At 63.5% G+C, this 19,393-nt stretch carries 16 protein-coding genes, 1 tRNA gene and 1 pseudogene; 8 read left to right on the plus strand and 10 right to left on the minus strand.

Annotated features, from left to right (window positions below; translation table 11 throughout):
• Nucleotides 1-19: 19 nt before the first annotated feature.
• The gene (locus EN824_RS04275) at nucleotides 20-1,003 is read right to left on the minus strand and encodes an MBL fold metallo-hydrolase (protein ID WP_245464283.1); all 984 of its coding nucleotides are present in this window, start codon (nucleotides 1,001-1,003) and stop codon (nucleotides 20-22) included.
• Between EN824_RS04275 and mce the strand changes: the two genes are divergently transcribed.
• The 6 genes from mce (at nucleotide 1,002) to EN824_RS04305 (ending at nucleotide 7,529) form a co-directional block, all read left to right on the plus strand.
• A complete protein-coding gene (gene mce, locus EN824_RS04280) occupies nucleotides 1,002-1,406 on the plus strand; it encodes a methylmalonyl-CoA epimerase (protein WP_127276488.1) in 405 nt (134 codons plus the stop codon). The two genes, EN824_RS04275 and mce, sit on opposite strands and share 2 nt — an antisense overlap.
• Nucleotides 1,403-1,687 carry a DUF1467 family protein gene (locus EN824_RS04285; protein WP_127276486.1) on the plus strand — a complete coding sequence of 95 codons (285 nt, stop codon included), beginning with the start codon at nucleotides 1,403-1,405 and terminating at the stop codon, nucleotides 1,685-1,687. Before mce ends, EN824_RS04285 begins: the two co-directional genes overlap by 4 nt.
• A 650-nt stretch (nucleotides 1,688-2,337) precedes the next feature.
• Nucleotides 2,338-3,666 carry a proline--tRNA ligase gene (gene proS, locus EN824_RS04290; RefSeq protein ID WP_127871575.1) on the plus strand — a complete coding sequence of 443 codons (1,329 nt, stop codon included), beginning with the start codon at nucleotides 2,338-2,340 and terminating at the stop codon, nucleotides 3,664-3,666.
• The gene (locus EN824_RS04295; RefSeq protein WP_127871574.1) at nucleotides 3,663-4,949 is read left to right on the plus strand and encodes a lipoprotein-releasing ABC transporter permease subunit; all 1,287 of its coding nucleotides are present in this window, start codon (nucleotides 3,663-3,665) and stop codon (nucleotides 4,947-4,949) included. The genes proS and EN824_RS04295 overlap by 4 nt, the downstream gene beginning before the upstream one ends.
• Nucleotides 4,949-5,629 carry an ABC transporter ATP-binding protein gene (locus tag EN824_RS04300; protein WP_135915676.1) on the plus strand — a complete coding sequence of 227 codons (681 nt, stop codon included), beginning with the start codon at nucleotides 4,949-4,951 and terminating at the stop codon, nucleotides 5,627-5,629. Before EN824_RS04295 ends, EN824_RS04300 begins: the two co-directional genes overlap by 1 nt.
• Nucleotides 5,630-6,278: 649 nt before the next feature.
• A complete protein-coding gene (locus EN824_RS04305) occupies nucleotides 6,279-7,529 on the plus strand; it encodes a site-2 protease family protein (protein ID WP_135931925.1) in 1,251 nt (416 codons plus the stop codon).
• A 79-nt stretch (nucleotides 7,530-7,608) separates the two neighbouring features.
• On the opposite strand, the gene lipB is transcribed toward EN824_RS04305, so the two are convergent.
• Entirely contained in the window at nucleotides 7,609-8,352 is a 744-nt protein-coding gene (lipB, locus tag EN824_RS04310) for a lipoyl(octanoyl) transferase LipB (RefSeq protein WP_135931926.1), read from the minus strand.
• A gap of 234 nt (nucleotides 8,353-8,586) precedes the next feature.
• Here lipB and EN824_RS04315 point away from each other — a divergent pair.
• Nucleotides 8,587-8,671 (plus strand) — tRNA-Leu (locus tag EN824_RS04315).
• Nucleotides 8,672-8,756: 85 nt separating this feature from the next.
• Here the strand turns inward: EN824_RS04315 and EN824_RS04320 are convergent.
• The 8 genes and pseudogenes from EN824_RS04320 to EN824_RS04350 form a co-directional block, all read right to left on the minus strand.
• Nucleotides 8,757-8,984, minus strand: a pseudogene (locus tag EN824_RS04320) (ATP-binding protein); the annotation flags it as partial.
• Between the two features lie 625 nt (nucleotides 8,985-9,609).
• Complete coding sequence (locus EN824_RS35080; protein ID WP_189522123.1) at nucleotides 9,610-9,771, minus strand: hypothetical protein; 162 nt, start codon at nucleotides 9,769-9,771, stop codon at nucleotides 9,610-9,612.
• A 31-nt stretch (nucleotides 9,772-9,802) separates the two neighbouring features.
• Nucleotides 9,803-12,487, minus strand: a complete 2,685-nt coding sequence (locus tag EN824_RS04325; protein WP_245520943.1) for a phosphoenolpyruvate carboxylase — start codon at nucleotides 12,485-12,487, stop codon at nucleotides 9,803-9,805.
• Entirely contained in the window at nucleotides 12,484-13,383 is a 900-nt protein-coding gene (gene sucD, locus EN824_RS04330) for a succinate--CoA ligase subunit alpha (protein WP_127871573.1), read from the minus strand. The genes EN824_RS04325 and sucD overlap by 4 nt, the downstream gene beginning before the upstream one ends.
• Nucleotides 13,384-13,396: 13 nt before the next feature.
• Entirely contained in the window at nucleotides 13,397-14,581 is a 1,185-nt protein-coding gene (locus EN824_RS04335) for a malate--CoA ligase subunit beta (protein ID WP_135931927.1), read from the minus strand.
• A 49-nt stretch (nucleotides 14,582-14,630) separates the two neighbouring features.
• Nucleotides 14,631-15,581 carry a CoA ester lyase gene (locus tag EN824_RS04340; RefSeq protein ID WP_135931928.1) on the minus strand — a complete coding sequence of 317 codons (951 nt, stop codon included), beginning with the start codon at nucleotides 15,579-15,581 and terminating at the stop codon, nucleotides 14,631-14,633.
• A 14-nt stretch (nucleotides 15,582-15,595) separates the two neighbouring features.
• Nucleotides 15,596-16,786 (minus strand): aminotransferase class V-fold PLP-dependent enzyme, encoded by a 1,191-nt coding sequence (locus tag EN824_RS04345; RefSeq protein ID WP_135931929.1) that lies wholly within the window; start codon nucleotides 16,784-16,786, stop codon nucleotides 15,596-15,598.
• 121 nt (nucleotides 16,787-16,907) lie between these two features.
• Nucleotides 16,908-17,579 (minus strand): response regulator transcription factor, encoded by a 672-nt coding sequence (locus EN824_RS04350; protein WP_135931930.1) that lies wholly within the window; start codon nucleotides 17,577-17,579, stop codon nucleotides 16,908-16,910.
• A 391-nt stretch (nucleotides 17,580-17,970) separates the two neighbouring features.
• Between EN824_RS04350 and mgtE the strand changes: the two genes are divergently transcribed.
• On the plus strand, nucleotides 17,971-19,389 hold the full coding sequence (gene mgtE / locus EN824_RS04355; RefSeq protein ID WP_127871569.1) for a magnesium transporter: 1,419 nt from the start codon (nucleotides 17,971-17,973) through the stop codon (nucleotides 19,387-19,389).
• Nucleotides 19,390-19,393 lie beyond the last annotated feature (4 nt).

Raw genomic sequence — 19,393 nt, forward strand, 5'->3', positions numbered from 1 at the left:
GCGGCGGCTGGTCAGACGTTCAGCTGATAGCTGCCGGAATCCAGCGAAAGGACCCGCCTGTCTGCCCGACATGGCCCAGGCCCGGAAACGGCATGTGATGGCCGGCGACGAGCAGGCGCCGCTCCGCAGCCATGCTCAGCAGCCGCTTGCGGGTTTCGACCGCCTTTTCCTTGTCGTCGTCGAAATCCGCATGCCACTCCGGACGCTGGATGGACACGACATAGTGCAGGAAAGCGTCCGACCAGATCAGCAATTGCTGTCCGCTGCTTTCGACCAGGAATGCCAAGAGCCCGGGAGAGTGACCGGCCGCGTCGATGGCAGTGATGCCCGGCACCACTTCGTCTCCAGGCGCGATGAATGTCGCGTGGTCGGCCAGGCCGGTGCAAATCCGCCTGAACAGATCACGATTGGCCAACCTTGCCGAGCGCACCGCATTTCCTTCGGTCCAAAAGGCGAACTCGGCCGCGCCGAATACGTATCGCGCTCGGCTGAAGACAGGTTGGCCATTCCTGACCAGCCCGCCAATGTGGTCCGGGTGCCCGTGCGTGATGACCACCACGTCGATGTCATCGGGGCCGAGCCCAAGGGTTTGCAGGCAGTCCGGGAGTGAACCGCCGTCATCTCCGCAGCCTGTGTCGAACAGGATCTTTTCGGAACCGGTGTCGATCAGCGTCGGGATGAAGCAATGCTCGTAGCGATCCTGGTCGATGAAGTTCGAGGCCGCGAGTTCGAGCACCGCCGCCGGCGGCTGTCCGGCCGCGAAGGCCGATGCAAGCTCGTCTCTGATGTCGACGGCATCGAGCAAGGCGGCAACTTTGAACGACCCGAGATCGAAGGTAAAAACACGGGGGCGGGCAGAGCTGATTCCAGACATTGCCGTTTGTACTTCGCCGATATCGGTTGGAACAGGTGCGACAGTGCGCGCTTCCCGAATGGCTGTTGATCGCGGCTGATTTAACGTATGACGCCAGTCATTGGATCTGGGAGAAAGAAGCTCGGACATGCTCGGACGGCTGAACCATGTCGCGCTTGCGGTGCCGGATCTGGCTGCCGCCATTGCAGCTTACCGCAACACGCTCGGCGCCGAACTGACCGAGCCGCAGGCTTTGTCGGAGCATGGTGTCACCGTGGTGTTCGTCAATGTCGGCAACACCAAGATCGAATTGCTGGAGCCGCTTGGCGAGGGCTCGCCGATCGCGGCATTCCTGGCAAAGAACCCGTCAGGCGGCATGCATCATCTCTGCTACGAGGTCGACGACATCCTGGCGGCGCGCGACCAGCTCAAGGCCGCCGGCGCCCGCGTGCTTGGCGACGGCAATCCCAAGATCGGTGCGCATGGCAAGCCGGTGTTGTTCCTGCATCCGAAGGATTTCTTCGGTACGCTAATCGAACTGGAGCAATCATGAGCTGGGTCTCGTTCACCGCCCTGTTTTTCGCGACCTGGTGGGTGGTGCTGTTTGCCGTTCTGCCGTTCAGCGTCAAGACGCAGGACGATGATCACGACGTGACGCTGGGCACGGTTCCGAGCGCGCCGCGCGGGCCGCATATGTTGCGTGCCGTGATCCGCACCACCATCGCGACGGCGATCCTGATGGGCATTTTCTACGGTCTGACGCACGGGCTGGGATACAGCCTCAACGACATCCCGCACATCGTGCCGGATTTCGGCCAGACCCCAGCGAAGTAGAGAGCCGGCAAGTCCTTTCGACCACATCGAGCATCGGATGCTGATTGGGATGCTGCCGCGTTTTCGCCGCCGAACGTCTGGTGACGTAAGGTCACGCAACCTTGCAACTTGCGGCGCTAACCAGATGATTGCACAAAAAAAATGCAAGGCACGAGGCCTTGCAATTAAACGCGTCCGATCTGTTTCCGTTATCCGGCGGCAGCGAGTAACCGCGCCTAGATCGCATCCTCCCAAGACTTTGACCGCGTAGGAGGGCAGATTTTTCTCCGCCCTCTCGGTTATCGGGGCACATTAGCCCAACGGAAATGAAAATGTCACGAAGAATTTTGCCTTGAAACGGGCATTCTCGTGTTGCACTGCACAATAGTGCGGCAGGCTTTGCTTTTGAAACGAACAGGCGAGTTCGACAGAGCCTTTGCGGCATGTTCGCAATTGACGCGCGCAAAGAATTGGCGGCTCGACCCGAAGACGTTCGGCGCGTTCCATTGTCGGCGCCGACTGATCCGGAAGCGAGGGATTCCGGGCCGGAAGGGGGTGATGTATAGGGATGGCCGGGTTTCCATTCCGTCATGAAATCGCTATGAAGCCGGGGCAAGCAAGCCTGCGCCGCGCCGATTCTGGCGTGGCCATTCTCATTCACGGACCAGTCCATGCGTTTGTCGCGCTATTTCCTGCCTATCCTCAAAGAAAATCCGCGCGAGGCCGAAATCGTCTCGCATCGGTTGATGCTACGCGCCGGCATGATCCGCCAGCAGGGGCAGGGCAGTTTTTCCTGGCTGCCGCTGGGCAAGCGGGTGCTGGACAAGGTCTGCAAGATTATCCGCGAGGAGCAGAACCGCGCCGGCGCGCTGGAGATTCTCATGCCGACCATCCAGTCGGCCGATCTGTGGCGCGAGAGCGGGCGCTACAACGACTATGGCAAGGAGATGCTGCGCATCAAGGACCGCCAGGACCGCGACATGCTCTACGGACCGACCAACGAGGAGATGGTCACCGAGATTTTTCGCGCTTACGTCAAGTCCTACAAGGACCTGCCGCTCAACCTCTACCATATCCAGTGGAAGTTCCGTGACGAGGTGCGGCCGCGCTTCGGCGTGATGCGTTCGCGCGAATTCCTGATGAAGGACGCCTATTCCTTCGATCTCGACTTCGAGGGCGCGCGAGCCGCCTATAACAGGATGTTCGTCTCCTATCTCCGGACCTTCACCCGCATGGGCCTGCAGGCAATCCCGATGCGGGCCGACACCGGGCCGATCGGCGGCGATCTCAGCCACGAATTCATCATCCTGGCCGACACAGGCGAGAGCCAGGTCTTCTGCCATCGCGATTATCTGTCGCTTGCCGTGCCCGGCGCGAACACCGACTTCGCCAATGACGGCGAAATTGCCGATATCGTCAAGACGTGGACGACGCCTTACGCCGCGACCGACGAGATGCATGACGAGGCGGCCTGGGAGAAGGTTCCGACAGGCGACCGGGTCTCGGCGCGCGGCATCGAGGTCGGCCATATCTTCCACTTCGGCGAGAAATACTCCAAGCCGATGGGCGCCAAGGTGACCGGGCCCGACGGCAAGGATCATTTCGCCTCGGGCGGCTCCTACGGCATCGGCCCGTCGCGGCTGGTCGCGGCGATCATCGAGGCCAGCCACGACGAGAATGGCATCATCTGGCCCGAAGCGGTGGCGCCGTTCGATATCGGCCTGATCAACATGAAGGCGGGCGACGCCGACTGCGATCGCGTCTGCGACGAACTCAATGCCGCCTTCACCGCGGCCGGCAAGGATGTGCTTTACGACGATACCGACCAGCGGCCGGGCGGCAAATTCGCCACCGCCGACCTGATCGGCCTGCCCTGGCAAGTGATCGTCGGGCCGCGCGGCGTGGCCGCCGGCGAGATCGAGATCAAGAATCGCAAGAGCGGCGAGCGCGTGACGCTGCCGATCGCCGACGCGAAAAAACGCTTCGGTGTCGCCGCATGAGCGAGGCGGCGGCAGCGAGATCGGCCGGCGCCGGCCCTTTTTCCATCTTCGAACGCACGGTTGCGTGGCGCTATTTGCGTTCGCGGCGCAAGGAGACGGTGATCTCGGTGATCGCCTCGATCTCCTTCCTCGGCATCATGCTGGGCGTTGCCACGCTGATCGTGGTGATGGCCGTGATGAACGGGTTCCGCGCCGAGCTTTTGACGCGCATTCTCGGCGTCAATGGCCATCTGATCGTGCAGCCGCTCGATTCGCCGCTTGAGGACTATGCCCAGGTCGCCAGCCGCATCAACGGTGTGGCCGGGGTCAAATACGCCATTCCGCTGATCGATGGCCAGGTGCTGGCGCAAGGCAATGTCGGCGGCGGCAGCGGCGCGCTGGTTCGCGGCATCCGGGGTGAAGACCTCGGCAAGATCGCCATCGTTGCCAGCAACATCAAACAAGGCTCGCTCGACGGCTTCGATACGGGCGACGGTGTCGCCATCGGCAAGCGGATGGCCGAGAATCTTGGCCTGACGCTCGGCGATACCATCACCTTGATCTCGCCGGACGGCGATGTGACGCCGCTCGGCACCACGCCGCGCATGAAGGGTTACAAGATCGCGGCGATCTTCGAAGTCGGCATGTCGGAGTATGACAGCTCCATCGTCTACATGCCGTTCTCCGAGGCGCAGCTCTATTTCAACATGGACGGCCGGGCGCAGACCATCGAGATCTATGTCGACAATCCCGATGATGTCGACGCGCTGAAGCCGAAGGTGGAGGAGGCGGCACAACGCCCCATCGACCTGGTCGACTGGCGCCAGCGCAACGAGACCTTCTTTTCTGCCCTGCAGGTCGAGCGCAACGTGATGTTCATGATCCTGACGCTGATCGTGCTGGTGGCGGCGCTCAACATCATTTCCGGACTGATCATGCTGGTGAAGGACAAGGGGCATGATATCGCCATCCTGCGCACCATGGGCGCCTCGCGCGGCGCCATCCTGCGTATCTTCCTGATGACGGGTGCGGCGATCGGCGTGACGGGCACGCTCGCCGGCGTGCTGCTCGGCGTCTTGATCTGCACCAACATCGAATCGATCCGCCAGTTCTTCTCCTGGATGACCGGCAAGGTGCTGTTCAATCCGGAGCTCTATTTCCTCAGCCAGTTGCCGGCCAAGATGGATCCGCGCGAGACGACCTATGTCATCATAATGGCGCTGGCGCTGTCCTTCCTGGCAACAGTGTTTCCAGCGTGGCGGGCGGCCCGCCTCGATCCGGTCGAAGCCTTGAGGTACGAGTAGTGGCCGAGGTCATTATCGAGCTGAAGAGCGTCGAGCGGCACTACGTCCAGGGGCCGCGCAAGCTCACCATCCTGAACGGCGCCGACTTCTCGCTGCGGCGCGGTGAGATGGTGGCGCTGGTGGCCCCGTCGGGCACCGGCAAGTCGACGCTGCTCCACACGGCGGGCCTGCTGGAGCGTCCTGACGCCGGAGACGTGATCCTGTCCGGACGCGCCTGTGGCCGGCTGTCCGATGACGAGCGCACCTCGATCCGCCGCAACGATGTCGGCTTCGTCTACCAGTTCCATCATCTGTTGCCGGAGTTTTCCGCGCTGGAAAACATCATGATGCCGCAGCTCATCAAGGGGCTGCCGCGCAAGGAAGCGGGCGAGCGCGCGGCGCAACTGCTCGACTACATGCAGATCGGCAAGCGGGCGTCGCACCGGCCATCCGAGCTGTCCGGCGGCGAGCAGCAGCGCGTCGCCATTGCACGCGCGGTCGCCAACGCGCCGCTGGTGCTGCTCGCCGACGAGCCGACCGGCAACCTCGACCCGGTCACCGCTTCCTACGTCTTCGAGGCGCTGGAGGCGCTGGTGCGGCAATCGGGGCTCGCCGCGCTGATCGCTACCCACAATCATGAACTGGCATCGCGCATGGACCGGCGTGTCACGCTGGCCGACGGCAAGGTGGTGCCGCTGTAAGGAACGGTTCTCGCCTGGAATGTACCGCGCGGGGGTAGCTTAGAATCGCCAGTGAGCGTTCATTGCGATCAGAGTGGACGATATCGCGCTCGTCGCCAGGATGAACAACCAGATTACAAGGTTGCGAGAGAGGCGTCGCCGGCGGCCTTGTCGCATGCGCTTTCGCCAACGGTCACCTTGATTCGCGCCTCCGTACTTCCCCATATCCATCGCCCGGCAGTGCCCCAGCCCAAGAATTATTGCTTCGGCCGCGCTTTAATACAAGCGCGCGCTAATCCTGATCTCCAGGACTGGAAGCCTACGCCGCCGCGCTTTCAGCATCGTCTCGTGGCGAACGATTAACCTTTCGCTAACCGTGCAAAATTCCCCACCTATCGCTCTATCTCCCGGCGATTGACAATGGAACAAAATTAGAACAAATTGGAAACATATCCACAACGGGAGAGAGTTATGACCGATCTGGTTCAGGATGTCATCTCGCTGGTTTGCATGAGCGCGTTTCTTGTTTCCATGGCGATCTGGATCGGAGCCATGTGAGTTGGCGGCGTCTGCCATCGCTGTTTCCCGATGGCCCTAAGCCGCTCCGCCGTTAAGCTTTTCTTGCCGCCGCGACGTTAGGGTGCGTCTCCAGGCAGGGAGCAGCATCCAGGTGTCGCCCATCGTCACGGCCATTCTCGTGGCCAGCAATCTCGGACTGATCTTTCTCTTGATGACCGTGCCGCTTGGTTTGCGCACGGTCCGGTCCAGCCGCATCGTGGCAATGGACCGGCAGCGCCTGTGGCAGGCGCTGTGGCCGCTTGGCAGCGATGCCGGCTGGTCCGGCGAGATCCTGTCGGCGCAGCCGCTGGACGAAGAGGGCGTGGCTCGCATCATGCTGTCGTGGGAAGGCCGCGACGGCAAGCCGATAGAGCGCAGGGCGCGGTTTGAAGATGTCGTCGAGGGCAGCCGCTTCTCGATGCGGGTGATCGAGGATACCGCGCTCGATGGCTCGTTCTGGAAGGATTATGGCGAGACCGCCGAGCTGGTTTCGGAGGGCAGCGGCACACGCGTGACGCTCAGCCGGACCGACCGGTATCGCGGCGTCGCCTTCCTGGTGTTCCGCTACTTCGCCATGCGCCGCGAGCTTTCCAAGCTGCAGCGCTGGGCAAGGACCGGGCAGTACCGCAAGGGCGGCTGGTTCGAGCATCCGCTGAGCCAGGTCGGCTTTGCCGTGCTGTCGGCATTGATGCTGTGGCCGTTCTTCGGCCTTCACCTCGGCGGGCTGGCGCTGGCCGCGATCCTGACGTCGGTGGTGGCATTGCACGAACTCGGCCACATGGCGGCGTTCCGGTTGACGGGCCATCGCAGGGCGCGGATGATCTTCATCCCGCTGCTTGGCGGCATCGCCATTGGCGGACGACCCTACAACAGCCGTTTCGAAGTGGCCTTCGTGGCGTTGATGGGGGCGGGGTTCTCCGCCTTCCTGGTGCCGATCGTCATCGCCGCCAGCGTGCTTGCCGGGAACGAGGGTCACAAGGTTGCCGCCGCGCTGCTGGCCGCCCTCGCAGGTTGTGCTGCCCTGTTCAACATCGCCAATCTGGTGCCGGTGTGGAAATTCGACGGCGGCCAGGTGCTGCGCCAGATCTGCCCAGGGCCGGTGGTCCTGGCGCTGGCGTCCTTCTCGCTGCTTTCGGCCTTTCTGGCGCTTGGCTGGCGGGCTGGTTTTTCCTCGGGCTTCCTGCTGGCGGCCGGTGCGGTGTTTTCGATCCTCAGCCTGCTCACCGTCGGCAGCGGGGTGAAGCCGCGTCACGAACTGGAGCCGATCGGCACCCTCGACCGTTTCGTCATCGCAGGCGCCTTGCTGGCGGTGTTCGCCATCCATGGCTGCGGCGTGCTATGGGCTTCCGCCCAACTGATCTAAGGGCGCTCGGAACCCACAGCTTTCGACTCGGCCTGACCTGAATCTCAATACACCTTATGCAGTTCCCAGGCCGACAGTGTCAGCCGGCCTTGCGCGAAGCTTCGGCGGGCAAGGCCGTCGCGGGACCGAACACGTCCTCGAAAGCGGATTTCAGTGCCAGGTCGAGATCGGCCATGGTCAGGAGCAGGCCGAGGTCGACGAGGCTGGTGACGCCGTAGTCCGAGACACCGCAAGGCACGATGCCGCTGAAATGGCCAAGCTCCGGCTCGACATTGATGGCGATGCCGTGAAAACTCACCCAGCGACGCAGCCGGATGCCGATCGCCGCGATCTTGTCCTCGGCTGGCGAGCCGTCAGGCAAAGCAGGGCGCTCCGGCCGCACCACCCAGACACCGACACGGTCCTCGCGGCGCTCGCCGCGCACGTTGAAGGTGGCGAGCGTGCCGATGATCCATTGTTCGAGCGCGGCGACGAAGGCGCGCACGTCCTCGCGCCGGCGCTTCAGGTCGAGCATGACATAGGCAACCCGCTGGCCGGGCCCATGATAGGTGTATTCGCCGCCGCGTCCGGCCGCGAAGACCGGAAAGCGGTCCGGCTCGATCAGGTCCTCGGTGCGGGCGCTGGTGCCGGCGGTGTAGAGTGGTGGATGTTCGACCAGCCAGACCATCTCGGCGGCAGCTCCGCTGCGGATCGCCTCGGCGCGCGCCTCCATGAAGGCAAGCGCGTCGGGATAGGCGGTAAGGCCGGGTTCGACCAGCCATTCGACCGGCGCCGAACCGGGCAAGGGCAGGAACGACGTGGCGATCTGGCTGCGTTCGGTCATGACGTATCGCTTTGCTTATCCATGTCACGGCCCCAAAACCGCCTTGCACGTTTGGGCGACATGCCTTTGGCCTCCATATGGCGATATCGGGCGCAAACGTCCAGTTCGCGACGCTCATTGCAATCCTGTGGAACGTTATGCCAATTGCCCGACATTATTGCTCGCCACGCACTTGTTTCGCCGGAAACGATTTGCTACACGCCGCGAGCCGGTCGGTTCCGGCTCCTACCACGTGCGGTCGTGGCGGAATTGGTAGACGCGCAGCGTTGAGGTCGCTGTGGGGCAACCCGTGGAAGTTCGAGTCTTCTCGACCGCACCAGTATTCCTGAGGCAAGCCTTCGGACGTCTTGAAATGACCTCCTGCAATCTGGCGATCATCAGATCCTGAGTATGGCGCCGGCCTGCTATAAGGGCCGGATCTCGGTTCCACTCGGCAGATCAAAGGTCACGACGAGGCCGCTTGGCTGGTTGTCGTGCAACTCGATCTTGCCGCCGTGCCCCTGGATGATATCCGCTACGATGGAAAGGCCGAGCCCGAAGCCGTGCTTCGAGGCAACGCCGCGTGACATGTCCTCCTTGAAGAACGGTTCGAACACGCGCGAGCGCGCTGTCATGGAAATGCCCGGCCCATCGGGAGGCAGTAAGAGGCCCGATGCCCGGACTATTTCAGGTGAAAATGGCTGTATGCATGAAGTGATGTTAAGTTTTGTTGCGCAATCTTGGCTTGATCTTGGCTCCGTGCGCGCCTCTGGAACGGCAAAGCGTCAGACTCGGGAATGTTTGATAGTCCCGCTCGTCAGGACGTTGGGCCGGCCTGACCGCTGTCGAGAGGGATTTTTTGTCGGCCAACTAAAGTTCACCAGCGGCGGGCCGCTTCCTCAGCTGAGCTGCTAAACAAGGCTGTCGCTGTTTTGTTACTGCTCTCAGCTCGCTTGACAAAGCGATCCAGACCACGGCACGAATCGCTCCGTGGGTTTTGGCAAAGGGGAGATACCATGAAGAAGACTTATGTGAAGCCGATGTTCGTAAGGCGCGAAAAGCTGTCCGCCGTGACGGCGATAGCTTGTCCTAGCTTCGGCTGCCCGACCTAAGGGCTGGGCCGAACCGGCTTCTGCCAGATCGCCCGCCGTCGAAAGCGGGCGGGCTTCCATCGTGGCGTGAGCTTTTCGACTGTTTGGAAGGGACCGCTGGGCCGCGCATTCAGATCGCGCCGCCCCGTGCTCCGGGAACTGCCCTTAGGCAGCCTGTTCCCAGAGGTTATGCAGCCTTCTTCATCCGTGCCAGCGTATCGGCCACCTCCTCGCCGAAGGAGGACGGCGTCGGCACGATAATGACGCCGGCATGGCCCATGCGGCGGCCTTTCGGGCAGACAGGCCGATGATCTGGGCGATCGGCAATCAGCCAAGAATGATGAAGCAAGGTGACTGACGTAACTCGGCCAGCCGGCGAGCTACCCCGTCCATCCCAGCCCAGCCGAGATGCAATTAATCGACACCAGCAAGGCGTCAGTTGCCCGCTTTTGATCCGTCGTCCTTGCCCTGACATCACGCAGCAGATCGACCTGCAGCCGGTGGATGTCGTCCATCTGCCGCCGCAGGCTGTCGAAACGCCGCTTGAACATCGGAAAGCGCTCGGAAAGATCACCCCCTGTGAGGTCGCCGATCAGGCGTCGCGTCAACTCGTACTCCCCGGCGATGCGGGCATAGATTCGTTTGGCGGCATCGCTGTCGGACACAAGGCCGGCGTAGAGCAGCGCGATCTCCATGTCGGCCTGGTAGAGCGTCTTCTCGGCTTCGTCGACGACCAGGCGGAAAAAGCGCGAGTGCTCGAACATGCGGGCCAGAAGGTCGCGCCCGACCTCGCCGCGCACCGCGACGAAGGCGCTCAGCGCGCTGCCGATGCCATACCAGCCGGTCAACAGATGACGGTTCTGGCTCCAGGCGAACACCCATGGAATGGCGCGCAGGTCGGCGATGCCGTTGGCGCCGAAACGGCGATCCGGCCGTGAGCCCATTTTCAGGAGCGCCAGTTCCGCGACCGGGCTCGCCTGGTTGAAATAATCGAGGAAGCCGGGCTCGGCCATCAGCGTGGCATAGGATGCCTGCGACATACCGGCGAGCGCCTCGAGCGCTTCGTCGAACTCCGGCGTCTCCTTCGTCTCGGCATCGCCCGGCGATCCGACGCTGTGGGCCAGAACGGCGGCGGCGAGGATCTCGAGCTGGTTGAGGCCGGTGCCGCGATTGGCGAATTTCGACGATACAACCTCGCCTTGCTCGGTCACCCGCATGGTGCCGGCGACGGTGCCTTGCGGCTGCGCCGCGATCGCCCGGCCGGTCGGCGCGCCGCCACGGCTGACGGAGCCGCCGCGGCCGTGAAAGAAACTGATCCCAACCTTGTGCTTGCGCCCGACGGCAGCGAGCCGCTTCTGCGCTTTGGCCAGTTCCCAATTGGAGGCGAGGAAGCCGCCGTCCTTGTTGGAATCGGAATAGCCGAGCATGATTTCCTGGCGCGCGCCGAAATCGCGCACCGTGCGCCTCACCAGCGAGACGTCGAGCAATCCGTTCAATATGCCAGGGGCGGCCTGCAGGTCGGCGATGGTCTCGAACAAGGGCACGATCCGCAGCCTGATTGTGCCGCCGGCGGGCGCGGTCGAAAGTCCGCAATATTGCGCCAGCAGATAGACCGCGAGCAGATCGTCGGCGGAGCGGGTCATCGAGAGAACGAAAGAGCCGACAGCGTCGGGATCAGAGCTGGAGATGTGCCTGGCGATGACGGAGAATGTCGAAAGCAGTTCGCCTGCTTCAGCCGAGAGCCGCCCAGCGTCTATCTCCAGCCGCTCGCCCTCGCTGATGGCTTTGCGAATGCGCGCCGACCATTGCGGCGTGCCAGCCGCGACCGGATCGGCGGGGTTCGTCAGCGCAAACAGCTCGGCCAGCACGCGGTTGACGACCGTGGAGTTCTGCCTGAGGTCGAGCGAGACGGTGCGGAAGCCGAAGCTGCCGACCTGCCAGAGCAGAGGCTGGACGAAACGCCTGGCCACCGCGCGCCCGCCGATTGCTTCGAGAACGCTCGACAGCCCCTCCAGATCGGCACGAAACGCGCCCGCCGACGGGTACGCCGCCGCACCGCCGTCCCGTGTCGCCTCCAGCCGGGCAAGCAGGGCCGAAGCGAACTGGCGGAGCGGTTCGTCAGGGTTGCGGGTGGTGATCCCATCGGCCTGTCGGCTTTTATCAAGCGCCGTTTGCAGCACCGGCTTGAAGCTCGCCGGCAGGTCGATGACGTTTGAGCTGGCGCTCAGCACCGTCACCAGCCGCTGCATCTGCGCCAGATACCAGCCTATGGCCGTATCGCGGTATTCGGCCAGGGCATGGGCGGTGACGGCGGCCGTCACATTCGGGTTGCCGTCGCGATCGCCGCCGATCCACGAGGCATAGCGCATGAAGGAGGGGATTCTGATCGGCGCTGCCGGATAATGGCGCTCGAGGGCGCCTTCCAGCTTGCCATAGAGCTGCGGCGTTGCCTCGAAGATGACTTCACGAAAGAAATGCAGGCCCCAGGCGATTTCGCGTTCGATCGTCGGGCGCTCCAGCCGCAGCTCGCCCGTCATCCACAGAAGCTCGATCTCGCTTTCCAGATCGGCGACCAGCAGGTCGCGTTCGCGCGGCGCCCAGCGCGGCTGGTCGAGTTCGGTCAGCTTGCGGTAGATACGGCGATGGATCTCCAGCACCGTGACGCGTTTGGCCTCCGTCGGGTGCGCGGTCATGGTCGGGCCGACGCAGAGTTCGTCGAGCCTGGCCTGGACCTGCTCCGCCGAATGGCCGTTCGCCGCCATCCGCGCGATCACGCTAGCGAAGGAGCCGGGCACGTCGTCGACACCGGTGCCTTGTTCGAGTTCGCGGCGCGCCCGCATGGCGAGCAACTCGTCGGCAATGGCGAGCAGCTGGAACCAGACGCCGCTCGCCTGAAGCGCCGGGATGCGCTGCTCCGCGGCAAGCGAGACAAGCGACCGACGTCCGGTCAGAACGGCGGCGATCTCCGGCTCCCGCGCGCTTGCGACCTGAAGCAGCAGGCGCAACAAGAGGCTGCGCTCGTCCTCCCGAAATTTGATGCGTCTGCTCTGTTCCAAACGCTTCAAGCCGCCTTCTTCGTTCGCTCCAAAGTCTCGGCCACGACGTCGCCGAAGGACGACGGCGTCGGCACGATGATGACGCCGGCCTCTTTCAGGATCTCGACCTTCTCCTGCGCGGACTCACCGAAAGCCGAGATGATGGCGCCGGCATGGCCCATGCGGCGGCCTTTCGGGGCGGAAAGCCCGGCAATGTAGGCGATCAGCGGCTTCCTCATATTGTCGCGCGCCCAGATCGCGGCTTCGGCTTCCTGCGGTCCGCCGATCTCGCCGATCATCACCACGGCGTCGGTCTCGTCGTCCTGCTCGAACAGCTTCAGAACGTCCTTGAAGGAGGAGCCGTTGATCGGATCGCCACCGATGCCGACGCTGGTCGAGACGCCGATGCCGAGCGCCTTCATCTGCGAGGCGGCCTCGTAGCCCAGCGTGCCCGACCGCCCGACGATGCCGACGCGGCCGGGAAGGTAGATCGAGCCGGGCATGATGCCCATCAGCGCCTGTCCGGGCGTGATGATGCCGGCGCAGTTCGGCCCGACCAGCCGCATGCGGTCCTCGAAGCGGTAGCGACGCATGTAGCGCTTGACCTGCATCATGTCTTGCGAGGGGATGCCGTCAGTGATGCAGACGCAGAGTTTTATTCCCGCGTCCGCCGCCTCCATGATCGAATCGGCGGCGAAGGGCGGCGGCACGAAGACGATGCTGGCCTCGGCACGGGTTTCGCGCACAGCGCCCTTGACGGTGTTGAAGATCGGCAGGCCAAGATGCGTCTGGCCGCCCTTGCCGGGGGTGACGCCGCCGACGAGCTTGGTGCCGTAGCGCTTCATGTCCTCGGCATGGAAGCTGCCGATCTTGCCGGTGAAACCTTGCACGATGACGCGCGTGCTGCGGTTGAGCAGGATTGCCATTTTCTGTCCTCCCTCAGGCTGCTTTTTTATTGGTGGCCGCGCGCCATGCGGCGACGGCTTTTTCGGCGGCTTCGGCGAGCGTGTCGGCGACGATCACCGCCTCGCCGGAATCGGCCAGGATCTTGCGTCCTTCCTCGGCCCTGGTACCGGACAGCCGCACCACAAGCGGCACGCTGACGCCGACCTCGCGGATCGCCTTGATGACGCCCTCGGCAACCCAGTCGCAGCGGTTGATGCCGGCGAAGATGTTGACCAGGATGGTCTCGACATTCTTGTCCCCGAGCACGGCGCGGAAGGATTTCGCCACACGCTCGGGCGAGGCGCCGCCGCCGATGTCGAGGAAATTGGCCGGCTCGCCGCCGGCGATCTTGATCATGTCCATCGTCGCCATGGCGAGCCCGGCGCCGTTGATGATGCAGCCGATATTGCCTTCGAGGCCGACATAGGAGAGGCCGCGGTCGCTGGCGAAGGTTTCGCGCGGATCTTCCTGGCTCTTGTCGCGCAATTCGGAGATTTCCGGCCGCCGGAACAGCGCGTTCTCGTCGAACGACATCTTGGCGTCGAGCGCCACCAGGCTGCCGTCGCGGGTCACCACCAGCGGATTGATCTCCAGCATCGAGGCGTCGTAGTCGCGGAACACCTGGTAGCAGCTGAAGATGGTCTCGGTCGCCTTGCCGATCAGGCTGTCCTCCAGCCCGAGCCCGAAGGCGATCTCGCGTGCCTGGAAGCGCTGCATGCCGACGCCCGGGTCGACGGTGGCGCGGATAATGGAATCCGGCGCTCTTTCGGCGATCTCCTCGATCTCCATGCCGCCGGCGGCCGAGGCGACGATCATGACGCGCTCTTCCTTGCGGTCGAGCACGAAGCCGAGATAGAGCTCCTGCGCGATGTCGACGGCTTCCTCAAGGTAGAGGCGCGAGATCAGCTTGCCGCGCGGGCCGGTCTGATGGGTCACCAGCTTGCGCCCGAGCATGGCTTCGGCGGCGCTGGAAATCTCCTCGTCATTGGCGCAGAGCTTGATGCCGCCGGCCTTGCCGCGCGCGCCGGAATGAACCTGCGCTTTCAGCACCCATTTGCCGCCGCCGATTTCGCGCGCCCGGTAGGTGGCTTGCTCGGGGCTGTAGGCCAGGCCGCCGCGCGGCACGTGCACTCCATGCCGGGCGAGCAGTTCCTTGGCCTGATATTCGTGGATGTCCATTTTTTCTCCTCCGCAAATCGTCAAAGTGCCGCGACGCGGCCCTTGTTGGCTAATTAAGCTGGCCGGCGCGTTCGATGGCGTCGTTGACCACCAGCACGTTGCGCGCCATGCGTTCCGAAGCGGCGTCGATCATCTTGCCGTCGAGTGCGGCGGCGCCTTTGCCCTGCGCCTCGGCTTCCTTCAGCACCTCCAGGATGCGGCGCGCGCGCGTGACTTCCTTCTCCGGCGGCGAGAACACGTCGTTGGCCAAAGCAATCTGCGAGGGATGGATCGCCCATTTGCCTTCGATGCCGAGTGCGGCGGCGCGCCGGGCGGCCGCCTTGTAGCCTTCCGGATCGGAGAAATCGCCGAACGGCCCGTCAATGGCGCGCAGGCCATAGGCGCGGCAGGCGACGGTCATGCGCGACAGGGCGAAATGCCACTGGTCGCCGGGATAATCGGGGTTGAGGCCGCCAATGTTGACGGTCCGCGCCTTGTTGCTGGCGGCATAGTCGGCGACGCCAAAATGCATGGCTTCCAGCCGGCCGGGCGTCGCGGCGATGGCCTCGACATTGGCCATGCCGAGCGCGGTCTCGATCAGCGCTTCGAGACCGACCCGGGTCTTGTAGCGCTTGGCCATCTCGATCTGGTTGACCATGGCCTCGACCATATAGAGGTCGGCGGGCACGCCGACCTTCGGCACCAGGATGGTGTCCAGCCGGTCGCCGGCCTGTTCCATCACGTCGACGACGTCGCGGTACATATAGTGCGTGTCGAGGCCGTTGATGCGCACCGAGACTGTCTTGCCCTTTGCGCGCCAGTCGATGTCGTTCAGTGCCTGGATGATGTTCTTGCGGGCGCGTTCCTTGTCGGGCGGAGCGACAGCGTCCTCGATGTCGAGGAAGACGAAATCGGCGGCGCTGTTGGCCGCCTTGTCGATCATCTCCGGGCTGGAGCCGGGAACCGCCAGCTCGCTGCGCTGCAGCCTGAGTTTCTTCAGATGGTTGATGGTGTGGCTCATGTCGCGCTCCTGGATCAGGCGGCTTCGGCGATGACGGGCTGCTGCGAGCGGCGGAAATGCGCGATCGCGGCGCCGACACCCGAGCCCGGCGCAAGCTTGACGCCGCAATCGAGCAACGCCATTTCGGCCGCCGACAGCGAGGCGAGCACCATCACCTCGTTCAGCCAGCCGAGATGGCCGATGCGGAAGACCTTGCCCATCACCTTGTTGAGACCGCCGCCAAGCGAGGTCTGGTACTTCTGGTAGGCCTGTTTGACGACGTCGCCGCTGTCGATGCCTTCGGGCACAAGGATCGCGCTGACCGTGTCGGAGTGCCATTTCGGCGCCTTGGCGCAGAGCTTCAACCCCCAGGCATCGACCGCCTTGCGCACGCCTTCGCCGAGGCGATGGTGGCGGGCAAAGATATTCTCAAGCCCTTCATCGGCGATCAGATCGAGCGAGGCGCGCAGGCCGCGCAGCAATTGCGTCGCCGGCGTGTAGGGAAAATAGCCGGCATCGTTGGCGCGGATCATGTCCTCGAAGGAGAAGAAGCAGCGCCGGTGGGTGGCGGTTCTCGAAGCGATGAGAGCCTTCTTGCTGACCGACAGGAAGCCGAGGCCGGCCGGCAGCATGAAGCCTTTCTGCGAACCGCTGACGGCGCAGTCGACGCCCCATTCCTCCTGGCGGAAGTCGATCGAGCCGATCGACGAGACACCGTCGACGAAGAGGAGAGCAGGGTGGTTTGCGTCGTCAAGTATGGCTCGGCAGCCGGCGACGTCGCTGGTGACGCCCGTCGCCGTCTCGTTCTGGGTGCAGAAGATGGCCTTGATGCGGTGCGTCTTGTCCGCCTTCAGCCGCTCCGCATAGAGCTCGAGCGGAACGCCGGTTCCCCATTCGCAGTCGATCACGTCGACCTCGAAGCCGAGCCGCTCGGCCATGTCGACCCACAGATGCGAGAACTGGCCGAAGCGCGACATCAAAACGCGGTCGCCAGGGCTGAGCACATTGGTCATCGCCGCTTCCCAGGCACCGGTGCCGGAGGACGGGTAGATGAAGACGCGGCCGGTTTCGTTCTTGAAGACTTTCTTGATGTCCTCGAACAGCGGCAGGGTGAGATCGGGGAAGGTGGCGGCGCGCATGTCCTCCATCGGCAGGTTCATCGCCTGCCGCACCTGCTCGGGAATGTTTGTGGGTCCTGGGATGAAGAGATGAGTGAACCCAGCCATGTACGAACTCCTCCGATCTTTTTGGATTGTGGAGGGAGTGTCGCGTCGATGCGGCCGGCCAACAACACCTTGCCGGGTAAGTAGTTGGCCCGCGCGGGTGGGGTGCTCCTACCCGGTTGGCCTACCCGATAGGTGACTTGGGGCTTCGGCGCTTCTCGCTCGAATAGAGCGCCACCGCCATGGCGCGGTTGCGGACATCCAGCTTGTCGTAGAGATTCTTGAGGTGATATTTCACCGTATTCTCGGAGATGCCGGTCCGGGTCGCGATCTGCAAATTGGTCCAGCCGTCGGACAGCACCGCCAGCAGTTCACGCTCGCGCACGGTCAGTCGAGACAGAGGCGTGTCGTTGACCTTGTTGATGTCGATATAGGGAATGCAGATGCGGCCGTGCGCGACCGCCAGGATCGTGTCGAAGATGATGGCGGGATCGTCGAACTGGAAGCAGTAGCCCTGCGCCCCCAGGCGCACGCACTGTTTCAGGATGCCGATGTCATGGTCGTTTGAAAAGATGGCGATGCGAACGTTGAGCTTGCTGCCCTGGACCTCGGCCAGGACGTCCGCGCCGTCCATGTCAGAGAGCTTCCAACCGATCACGGCGACATCGAACTCCTGTGCCGTGGCAAGCTCCAGGAAATGCCTGCCGCTTTGTACCGAGGCCAAAAGTTCGAACCGCCCGTCGCATTCCAGCATTTCGCGCAGAGCCGATATGACGAGCGGATTGCGTTCGGCGACGACCACGCGAACGCGCCGCTCTTCGATTGCCTTGTTCTCTGTCCGTGACCTGATCTTCAAGGGCTTCCGGCTTTTTTGTTGCGGCCTGGCGGGTCCTGGCGATGCCTGGACCTGCGTCATGGTAATTCTGCCCCAATGGCGCGAGGGTGCTCTTTCCCCAGCGACATCAGCTGTCGCGCCGCCGGAAGCCGAAGGGCGCCCTTCTTTTGATGAAATCGATAGTCCGCGCGCGCATGACAACACGGCATCGGCGAAGCCCGACGTGAGCGGGCAAGCATGCGTTTGACCTGAGATTCCCGAGCGTTAGAAGGCCATGTTGCGAAGTTGAAGCGTGTTGGGCCGACGTCGCTTTTGCACAGGCACCGGGCCGAAAAACCGGTTTCCACTTTGCGGACTCATGGTCTAGACCTGATTTGCACCTTTTCCGGGATTCTGATGGCGGGAGGCGCTGGTGGAAGGCCAGGACGAACGGACGACGGGCGCCAAGGCCGCCGACGAGCACCACGCCGACATCTATGGCGAGGACGGTGCCGTCCTTTCGTCCTTCCTCGCCCGGATTGGTGCGGCGATCGCCGACCGCGACACGCTGACCCTCAAGCGTGAAGTCGACGACCTGCATCAGTCGGAACTTGGCGACCTCATCGAGGCGCTGCACCCCGAACAACGGCTTGCCTTGGTCGATCTGCTGGGCGCCGACTTCGACTTCTCCGCTTTGACCGAAGTCGACGAGGCGATCCGCATGGATATCGTCGACAATCTGCCCAATGCGCAGATCGCGCAGGCGGTGCAGGAGCTCGATTCCGACGATGCGGTCTACATCCTGGAAGACCTCGAGCCGGAAGACCAGGACGAGATCCTGTCGCAACTGCCGTTCACCGAGCGGATCAGGCTGCGCCGTTCGCTCGACTACCCGGAAGAGACCGCCGGAAGGCGCATGCAGACCGAGTTCGTCGCGGTGCCGCCCTTCTGGACGATCGGCCAGACCATCGACTACATGCGCGAGGACAAGAACCTTCCCGAGCGCTTCAGCCAGATCTTCGTCATCGATCCGACCTTCAAGTTGCTGGGCGCCATCGATCTCGACCAGATCCTGCGCACCAAGCGCGCGGTCAAGGTCGAGGAAGTCATGCATGAGACGCGGCACGCCATCCCGGCCACCATGGACCAGGAAGAGGCGGCGCGGGAATTCGAACAATACGATCTCTTGTCGGCGGCCGTGGTCGACGAGAACGAGCGGCTGGTCGGCGTGCTGACCATCGACGACGTCGTCGACGTCATCCAGCAGGAAGCGGAGGAAGACCTGCTGCGCATGGGCGGCGTCGGCGACGAAGAGCTCTCCGACAGCATTCTGGCGACCTCGCGCTCGCGCGTTCCCTGGCTGCTCGTCAATCTCTTGACCGCATTTCTGGCGGCATCGGTGATCGGCCTGTTCGACCACACGATCGAACGGATCGTGGCGCTCGCCGTGCTGATGCCGATCGTGGCCGGCATGGGCGGCAATGCCGGGTCGCAGACCATGACCGTCACCGTGCGGGCGCTGGCGACCAGGGATCTCGACATCTACAATGCCGGCCGCATCATCCGGCGCGAAATGGGCGTCGGCTTCATCAACGGCATCGTCTTCGCCATCCTGATCGGCATCGTCGCGGCGGCGTGGTTTCGCGATCCTAATCTGGGCGGCATCATCGCCGCGGCGATGATCATCAACATGTTCGTGGCGGCCCTTGCCGGCATCCTGATCCCGCTGCTGCTCGACCGCTTCAAGGTCGATCCCGCGGTCGCTTCGGCGGTTTTCGTCACCACGGTCACCGATGTCGTTGGATTCTTTGCCTTCCTCGGCCTCGCGACCTGGTGGTTCGGCGTCCGGTAAGTGT

Source organism: Mesorhizobium sp. M8A.F.Ca.ET.181.01.1.1 (assembly GCF_004792025.1).
GTDB lineage: Bacteria > Pseudomonadota > Alphaproteobacteria > Rhizobiales > Rhizobiaceae > Mesorhizobium.